The sequence below is a fragment of the Marinitoga hydrogenitolerans DSM 16785 genome (genome assembly GCF_900129175.1).
In the GTDB taxonomy this organism is placed as follows: Bacteria; Thermotogota; Thermotogae; order Petrotogales; family Petrotogaceae; genus Marinitoga; species Marinitoga hydrogenitolerans.
Genome location: NZ_FQUI01000085.1, coordinates 1 through 1,163 on the forward strand (window position 1 = coordinate 1; position 1,163 = coordinate 1,163).

Here is a 1,163-nt window from a genome sequence, read left to right on the forward strand (position 1 = left end):
AAAAAACAGAGGAAATACTCAAAAAAACAACAAAAGAAAATGAAGAAAGGTTATTGGAATTAATCAAATGAGGTAAAAGACTCAGTTGATTGTTTCAATATTTTTTCTATTCTCGTGAGAATATATAAAAACAGTTTTTTGTAGGATACATTTATGCTATAATAATACTAAGAAAAAAATAATGTGGAGATGATTATAATGAAAAAATTACCAATAGGAGTACAAGATTATAAAAAACTAATAATAGAAAATTATATATATATAGATAAAACAAAATATATATTAGAGTTAGCAAATTCTGGAATACCTACCTTCCTCTCAAGACCAAGAAGATTTGGGAAAAGTTTAACAGTATCAACATTATATTATTTATTCAAGGGCGAAAAGGAATTATTTAAAGATACATATATATACGACAAATGGGAATTTAAAGAATATCCTGTAATAAAACTCGATATGTCAGATAATACACTAACAACATATGATGAATTTATAGATTCACTTAATGAAAGAATTGAAGAATTATATAGAGAATATGATATTTCACCAATAAAAAATAATTTACCAACAAAATTTGGATATTTAATAACAGAATTAAGTAAAAAATACAAAGAAAAAACAGTAATACTCATAGACGAATATGAATCACCAATATTAGAACATATAAACAATAAAGAAAAAGCGGAAGAATTTAGAGCATTTTTAAGAGAATTCTATAAAAAGGTAAAAACAAAGGATGCATACATAAAATTTGTATTCATAACGGGCATTACGAAATTCACAAAAACCGGAGTATTTTCTGCACTTAATAATTTAAATGATATATCTCTTGATACAGACTATTCGCAAATGCTTGGATATACCCAAGAAGAATTGGAATATTATTTTGAAGATTATATAAAAGAAACAGCGAAAAAGTTTAATATCACAAAAGAACAATTGCTAAAAGAAATGAAAAAATACTATAATGGATTCTCATTTGACGGAGAACATTACGTATATAATCCATTTTCAATATTAAAATTCTTTCAAAAAAAGAAATTTCAAAATTATTGGTTTGAAAGCGGCTCACCATCATTTTTATCAAAATATATAGAAGACAAAAAAATAACCTATGAGGATCTGGTAAAAAACACAGTAAGTAGCGATGATTTTACAACAAG

1 protein-coding gene is annotated in these 1,163 nt (G+C 24.8%); it reads left to right on the top strand.

The features are described from left to right. Positions 1 to 198: 198 nt before the first annotated feature. A partial coding sequence (locus BUA62_RS11255) for an ATP-binding protein (RefSeq protein ID WP_159429533.1) occupies positions 199 to 1,163 on the top strand: 965 nt, incomplete at its 3' end.